Origin of the sequence: Pedobacter psychrodurus (assembly GCF_032678585.1) — a bacterium.
Taxonomy (GTDB): Bacteria; Bacteroidota; Bacteroidia; order Sphingobacteriales; family Sphingobacteriaceae; genus Pedobacter; species Pedobacter psychrodurus_A.
In genome coordinates, this window is sequence record NZ_JAVTSN010000120.1 from 1 (window position 1) to 1,477 (window position 1,477).

The window sequence follows — 1,477 nt, forward strand, 5'->3', positions numbered from 1 at the left end:
GCTCAATGTCATTTAGTTAAGCGGTAATACTTTAAAAACCATTGAGTTAAAGAACTGAAAAAATCAGTTCTTTGTGTTCGACTAAAAACAATACTCAATGGTTAATGCAAATATAAAGATTATCGAACAACTTAAATTGTTCCTGAACATGGTAACAAGCAATTCTGAAATCAGATCCCTCTTTACCAAAAGTCCATCAGATTTTAGCCGTGAGCGGAAATTGCCGCTGTCCAAGGTTGTAGGTATGTTGATCAATCTTCCCAAACGCAGCCTGAGTATCGAGTTGCGATCGTTTTTTGAGAGTATTGGAGAGGTGGACTCAATTTGTACCAAGGGTGCTTTCTGTTTGCAGCGAACCAAGCTCAATCCCTTATTCTTCAAGGTCTGGAACGACTTGCTGATCGAGTGCTTCTATGACCAATATCGTAGCGATATACAGCTTTGGGAAGGCTTCAGGTTGCTGGCTGTAGATGGCTCGAACTTTAGTGTACCAAACAGCCATGAGGCATTGGCACATTTCGGTTCGGCTGACAATCAACATGGCGGGGTTCCCATGGCCAGGGTAATGCAGATATATGATGTTCTGAATGGTTTAACTGTGTGGGGTGACATCTTTCCTAGGGCCTATAGTGAAAACGCGATCATTACAGATCACATCAACCGGCTTCCCGATGATAGTATCACATTATTTGATCGCGGATATCCCAGTTATAGCTTAATTTATTTACTGATAAGCGAGGAAAGGCCCAAACATTTCCTGATGCGCTGCAAGACAACCTTTAGTAAAGAGGTTAAGAATTTCGTTTCCAGCAATCAAATAGATATAACCACAACAATTTATCCTTCTTGTGAGGCGATTGATAAATTAAGGGGCCAGGGTCACATCGTAACACCTAAGACAGGGATCAGGGTTAGGATGCTAAAAATACTTTTGAACAATGGGGAAACAGAGGTGCTGCTTACCAACCTTTACGATCAGACAAGGTTTACACAGAAAAAACTAGGTAAGTTATACTTTATGCGATGGAAGATCGAGACCGCTTTCGGAAGGCAGAAAAATCAGATGCAAATGGAAATATCAAGTGGACATAAAGTGATCTGTATTCAGCAGGATTATCTCGCAGGACTATTTGTTTCAAACCTGCAGATCATTATTGAAAAACAGTGTGAAGAGAAACTAAAACATATTTCAGAAAATCGAGCCTATAAGTATAAGATAAATAGAAATGTAAGCTGGGCGATGCTAAAGTATCGAATTCTTAAGATCTTCTTGCAAACAGGAAACAGCTTGGAAATACTGACCGAAATAGAGTGCTTATTCATGAATAACATTGAGCCAGTTAGACCTGAAAGGCATGTGGTTAGAACAACAGTAAAAAGAAAAAGAGGTAAATATCAAACGTTTACCAACTACCGAAGAGCTATCTAAACAATATTTATAACCAATGCTTTAACCCTTAACTAAATGACATTGAGC

Annotated in this window: 1 protein-coding gene; it reads left to right on the forward strand. The window is 39.3% G+C overall.

Going from position 1 to position 1,477, the window contains the following annotated elements; translation table 11 throughout:
- The first annotated feature begins 97 nt into the window (after window positions 1-97).
- A complete protein-coding gene (locus R2S57_RS30295) occupies window positions 98-1,429 on the forward strand; it encodes an IS4 family transposase (protein WP_316848644.1) in 1,332 nt (443 codons plus the stop codon).
- Window positions 1,430-1,477 lie beyond the last annotated feature (48 nt).